Raw genomic sequence first — 6,000 nt, 5'->3', positions numbered from 1 at the left:
ATTAAGAACAACGGTATCTATATATATTAGACATAAGAATAAAATATTTCAAMCAATGGGCATGGAATTATCTGAAAAATCAGATAAGTATCTTTTAGAGTCTTACTTAACTGCCCTTAGCATAAAAACCTCTGGTGAAAAAGATAATTTTATTCGTGGTTTTGAGGGGAAATTGAAAGATATCGCAAGTTTTAATAGATTTGAAACTACGAAAATGTTTTTTTACTCTTCTATTAGCCAAGTTATTACACTGCTCGAATTGGTGGTTGTATATTATGTTGCGTTATTATTATTGAGTGATAAAGAAATTGCTATTAATATGGTCTTTGTTTTCTTATTTATACGCCAATTTGTGAACGATGCTGTTACTGAGATTTTAGATATATTAATAAGCTTTGGTGAGTTAGATTCAGCTTCTCAACGTGCGGAAGATTTTTTAAAATTTAATACTGATACAATTATTCCATTGAATGCCAATTTCAAAAATGAAATAGCAGTTAATAAATTGGGTGTAAAGTATAGAAATAATAGCGGATACCATATTATCCAGTTCCCAAACTTTACAATTAAGAAAATGCACTCGATAGCAATTATAGGCAAAAGTGGTATAGGTAAAAGTAGCTTGTTGAAAACACTTTCTGGTTTTTATTCAGAACCGGCATTTGGTGATATATATGTTGACCAACGAAAAATGGATTTAACCCAATTGAATGGGCTGTGTTATTTCCACTCATCCGAACAACATTTTTTTACTGGTAGTATTTTTGACAATATTATAATGAAGAACCCTGAGGTTGATGAACGTAAGGTTCTAAGTTTAATCGAACATCTGGGATTAACGAGTTTCATTGATGAACAACCCCATGGTATTTACTCACTTGTCGATGATAGTATGCATCCTTTCTCTGCTGGTGAAAAGCAGCGTATTTTGTTATGTCGCAGTTTGATTTCAAATAAGCCGGTTTTATTACTTGATGAACCTTTTAGTAACCTTGACTCGTCAACCTCGAAAGCTTTACTTAAAAAAATTCAACAATTGAATAAGACCATTATATGTACGATTCATGATTGTTCTTTAATTAATGATTTTGATACACATGTTGAATTATTTTGAAAAGTCAGTTTGTTACGAGGTTTCATATGACAGCTATGAAGTTTGTACTAATAGCGTTTGTATTTTTTTCGTTATATATAGGTAAGGCGTTTTTAAATAAAAACGCTTTGCCAGATGAAAGTGGAACTAATATCGAATATATCAAACCTCGCATAGCGACCATGGTTCAATCAATTGACTCGAAGGGGATTATCGAATCGGGTCGTATGGTTGAGGTAGGTGCTCAGGTATCTGGTGTAATTCAAGAGATTCATGTATCAATCGGTGATGAGGTATCGTTAGGAGAGCTACTCATAGAAATTGATCCGACTCTAGCGATGAACGAATTGAAAAATGCTGAAAATGAATTGTCACGTTTGAATTCAAATGTCGATCTGATGGATCAATTGTTGCAATACGTTATACAGGAATATGAGCGTGTACACGGAATGTATATAAAAGAAGCCGCTACTCAAGTAATGGTAGATGAAAAAACAATTGAAGTTATAAGAGCTAGACACGCACTTGTTACCAGTAAATATGAGCGCGATGTGGCAAAGGTTGGAGTAAGTACAAAAAAAGCTCAGTTAGAATACACAAAGTTACATTCTGCAATTGAAGGTACAGTAGTGTCTATCATGAAAGAAAAAGGGCAGACACTTGTATCAACTCAGAATGTGAGTCCAATTTTGAAAATAGCTGATACAAATAACTTATTGGTAAAGTTACTCGTATCTGAAATAGATTTTCCAAAAATTATAAAGGGAATGGATGTCGAATACTATTTTTTAGGAAATCGATCAAAGGTATACCGTTCAAAAATAGAATATATAGATGTTCTCCCAAACATAAATCATACAAAATCAACTTATTATAATGTTTACTTTCCTATAAAAGAACATAAATATACGAATGGTTTAATTCTAGGAATTAGTGTTAAGGCATCTATTATTAGCACTATAAAAAAAGACGCAACGGTAATACCAATTCAGTACGTTACTGAAGGTGATTATATTAATGGAGGATCTGGGATTGTTAATGTCTTGACTGAGGATAATCGAATAATATCGCGTGAAGTTACTTTTGGTGTAAGTGATGGGATTGATGTCGAAGTGGTGGATGGCTTACTTGTTGATGATAAAGTGATTATTAGTGGTTATGAATAAAAACGATTTTATTGTACTTAATAATATTTCAAAGTTATTTTTGGATGGTGATGAAGAATTCACTGCTTTAAGTTCCGTTGACTTATCAATATCTAAAGGAGAGTTTGTTGCAATTGTCGGTCATTCTGGTTCTGGTAAGTCAACACTCTTGAACATAATAGGGTGTTTAGATGTTCCATCGTCAGGCGAGTATATTCTTTCTAGCAAAAAAATGGATAATGAATCATATAGCTCATTATCTACAATTAGAAATCAATTGTTCGGTTTTGTTTTTCAAAAATATCATCTTATTCCATACCTAACAGCATTCCAAAATGTTGAAATGCCAGCTTTGTATAACGACACATCTCCTGATGTACGATTATTACAGACAAGGTATTATTTAGAAAAACTTGGTATAAATTCTATACAAGAAAGTTTACCAAGCCATATGTCTGGTGGACAACAGCAACGTGTCAGTATAGCACGCGCGTTGATTAACAACCCTGATGTAATTTTAGCTGATGAGCCTACTGGGGCTCTAGATAGCCAAAATGCAAAAGAAGTTATTAACATGTTGAAAGGATTAAACAAAGAGGGAAAAACGATAATAATGGTAACCCATAATATGGAGTTAGCAGAACAGTGTGATCGAATTATTGAAGTAAAAGATGGTTGTGTAAGATCTTTAAGATACGATTATGAGAGTGAGAGTGAGAGTGAGAGTGAGAGTGAGATCTTAGTAGAAAAAAAATGGACGGTTAATCAACGAAAGCCTAGAATCCAAAKATTGAGTGACATACTTAAAAATACACGGCGTGTGTTTTCATTTAATAGATTAARTTTATTYTTAAGTATGTTTGGAATTATTGTGGGGATTTCTACTGTAGTTGCTACAGTTTCTATTGGTAATAGTATTAGTGATGCTATTATTGAAGAATTAAAATCTTTAAATACAACTACTTTAAAGGTTTACTCAGATATTTCTTCTGGTGATTTTGGATTTACCGACAAGGATATAGAGAGTATACAGCGCTTACCTTTCGTATCTTTAGTTTCTCCATATATGTCAGAATCAGACTATGAAACTAGCCCACGTAGTATTGAATATTTTGGGGTCTCAAGTGACTATTTTGATATGGGGAACATGACTCTACTTAGCGGGAGATATTTTTCTGAAGTTGATGTTATTAATGGTTCACCAGTTGTTATTCTTAGTAATAGTTATAAAGAGTACCTTTTCGGAAATAAAAATGCTTTAGGGCAGTTTATCTACTTTAATAATACTGTTCTGAAAGTCATTGGTGTAACAAAAAAAGTAAATTCTGGCTTCGATACTTCATTCAATGCTTTTACACCTTATACGATTTTTTCTTCTAGATTAGATAAATCACTTATTATAACAAGACTAGAGGTGAAACTATCGGATAATTTTAATAAAAAATTAGGTGCTAATAGTTTAGAGGGATATTTAAAAAAACGCTACCCTGAACAGAATATATTCGTATCTTCAAATTTTGATTATATGGAGATGGTGAATAGTACGACAAATCGGTTGTCGATGTTTATTGTATTAATTGGTTTTATTTCACTATCTGTAGGAGGGATAGGAATAATGAATGTCATGCTTAGCTCAGTATCCGAGAGGTACAGTGAAATTGGAATTAGGCTAGCTGTTGGTGGTAATAGGTCAGACATTCTTGAGCAGTTTTTAGTGGAAGCACTTTTTTTAACTTTAATTGGTGGAATATTAGGTACTGTTTTATCAGTTGTTTTGATCAAAATTACTGATAATATAATCTCAGATGTGAATGTACTATTTTCTCTAAGCTCTCTTATTGTAGGATTAGTATCGTCAATGTTATGTGGTGTGCTTTTTGGTTATTTACCTGCTCATAAAGCTTCACGATTACCTCCACTTAAAGCACTTGAAAGATGAAGTTATTGTTATTGTTATTTTTTATTATTGGTGGTTGTGTATCGGTTGATGATACGGATCTTACTCATCAAACGATGAAAATATTAAGGCCGTATGATGAGAGGGAAATGATTATATATGAATGGTGGGAAGGGTTTAAAAATGAGGATTTAAATATTCTTATTGATAAGGTACGTGAGTATAATAGAGAAATAAAGTCTTCAACAGTTGCGTACGAAATTGCTTTACTCAATATTTCTGAAAATGAATTAAGTTACGGTGTTTCAAGTAACATAGATATAAATTCATCAGTTTCTAAAGAGTTAGATAAAAATTCGAAATTTATGGAAAGTAACTCATTTAGTATCAGTTCTAGCTACGCGTTCGATTTATATGGTAAATTTAAAAATAGAATTAAAGTCTCTGAGTATGACGCTGAAATTATTGGACAAAACTCTAGAACACTAGAGATTATGTCRATTTCTAAAAGCGTGAGTTTGTATTTTGATTTGCTATCCATTAATCATAGTATTGAGCTATACCTTGAAGAACAAAAATTCCTTATCGCTCGAATGAAAATTATAGAAGTTAGTATTCAGCATGGTGTAGTGCTTCCTTTAGAGGAAAAAAAAGTAACTAATATGATTGCGGCCATTGATTCGAAACTTTTCACTCTTAAAATGCAAAAAAGTAAAACTATTAGTGATTTGACTCTTTTGTCTGGTGAGAAATTTGTGAGTAGTTCCGTTGTCAAAAAGAAAAGCATGGAGCTGATTAATTGGCCTAGTCTAATTAGACCTGTTGGCTATAAGTTTATCGCCTCTAGACCTGACATAATACAAGCCGAGTTGAAAGTTTACCAACAGTTTTATCTAAGTGAAATTGAAAATATTAATTATTATCCTGATTTAAATGTCAACCTTGCTTCTTCATCAGGCCGAAATTATTTTAGTGATATTTTGATGAACCCGGTGGGTATACTAAGTGCTTCTTTGTCTTTTCCTTTTTTAAACTGGAATAAACTTGAAGTTAGACGTGTGATCCAGGATAAGAAACTTTATAGTTCAATAGTTGAGTTCGAAGAGTCTATGAATGTAGCTTTAAATGAGGTTAATGTTAGTTTCCTAGAAGTACAGAATTCTATAAAAAAGATTAAGTTGTTCGAACGAGAGTTGAAGCTGGAATTTGATAGACTAGAGCTTTATAAAGTACAGGCTGATTTCGGTACTATTACAAAACTTCAATTGATGGAAGCAAAGCAAACACTACTTCATAAGCGTATTGCACAACTAGATGTATTAAGTGATTACCGAAGCTCTATAATCTCTTTTTGTAATGCGACAGCTACACATGGTTGTAGTCCGAATGTATCTATATTGATGTGAATTACGCTTTAGCATCCAGCTTTGCTTATAGATGCCTGATTTGATGTTGATGAATAGGTAACGAAGGTTTTCATCATAAGGCAGGATAGCGAGTTTGGTATTTACAGGGTGTGCCCCACAAGGTTTGGAAAGAATATAGATGTTATTCATTATCGATTACAAAAAAGACAGCTAGTGAAGGAGAACGTCTCATGGGGGGAATAGATAGGTAACACTCCATGTGAGATGTTATAAAGCCGCGATTAAAAAGTAGTTGTCAGAAAATTTATTTTTGGGCCAATAGCGTTTGTTACTTATAACGTCAGATTAGCGTATATTTAATGCGTTTTGCTTTGTACTAACTCCTTGGGAATAGGAGCGGTAGTACTCGTTTAAGTTGATAGGCCTGAACACCGTTCCCTTTGTATGAATGCACTTAGAATGCATATTAGCAGAGAGTGAGAGCCAATAGGGGTAATT

Annotated in this window: 4 protein-coding genes; all 4 read left to right on the top strand. The window is 32.9% G+C overall.

Features of this window, described 5'->3' with window-relative positions:
* A partial coding sequence (locus tag L4D78_RS13265) for an ATP-binding cassette domain-containing protein (RefSeq protein ID WP_428467364.1) occupies nucleotides 1–1,114 on the top strand: 1,114 nt, incomplete at its 5' end.
* 26 nt (nucleotides 1,115–1,140) lie between these two features.
* Nucleotides 1,141–2,259, top strand: a complete 1,119-nt coding sequence (locus L4D78_RS13260) for an efflux RND transporter periplasmic adaptor subunit (RefSeq protein ID WP_428467363.1) — start codon at nucleotides 1,141–1,143, stop codon at nucleotides 2,257–2,259.
* Nucleotides 2,252–4,177 (top strand): ABC transporter permease, encoded by a 1,926-nt coding sequence (locus tag L4D78_RS13255; RefSeq protein ID WP_428467362.1) that lies wholly within the window; start codon nucleotides 2,252–2,254, stop codon nucleotides 4,175–4,177. The genes L4D78_RS13260 and L4D78_RS13255 overlap by 8 nt, the downstream gene beginning before the upstream one ends.
* Nucleotides 4,174–5,541 carry a TolC family protein gene (locus L4D78_RS13250; RefSeq protein WP_428467361.1) on the top strand — a complete coding sequence of 456 codons (1,368 nt, stop codon included), beginning with the start codon at nucleotides 4,174–4,176 and terminating at the stop codon, nucleotides 5,539–5,541. The genes L4D78_RS13255 and L4D78_RS13250 overlap by 4 nt, the downstream gene beginning before the upstream one ends.
* Nucleotides 5,542–6,000: the final 459 nt, after the last annotated feature.

It is taken from the genome of Photobacterium minamisatsumaniensis (assembly GCF_050336695.1).
Classification (GTDB): Bacteria; Pseudomonadota; Gammaproteobacteria; order Enterobacterales; family Vibrionaceae; genus Photobacterium; species Photobacterium minamisatsumaniensis.
Note: the sequence above shows the minus strand (reverse complement) of the source record. Positions and strands in the feature narration are given on the sequence as shown.

What these genes read in the sequence shown, in the direction of transcription:
- L4D78_RS13260 (WP_428467363.1), top strand. Translation starts at nt 1,141, where the DNA reads ATGACAGCTATGAAGTTTGTACTAATAGCGTTTGTATTTTTTTCGTTA.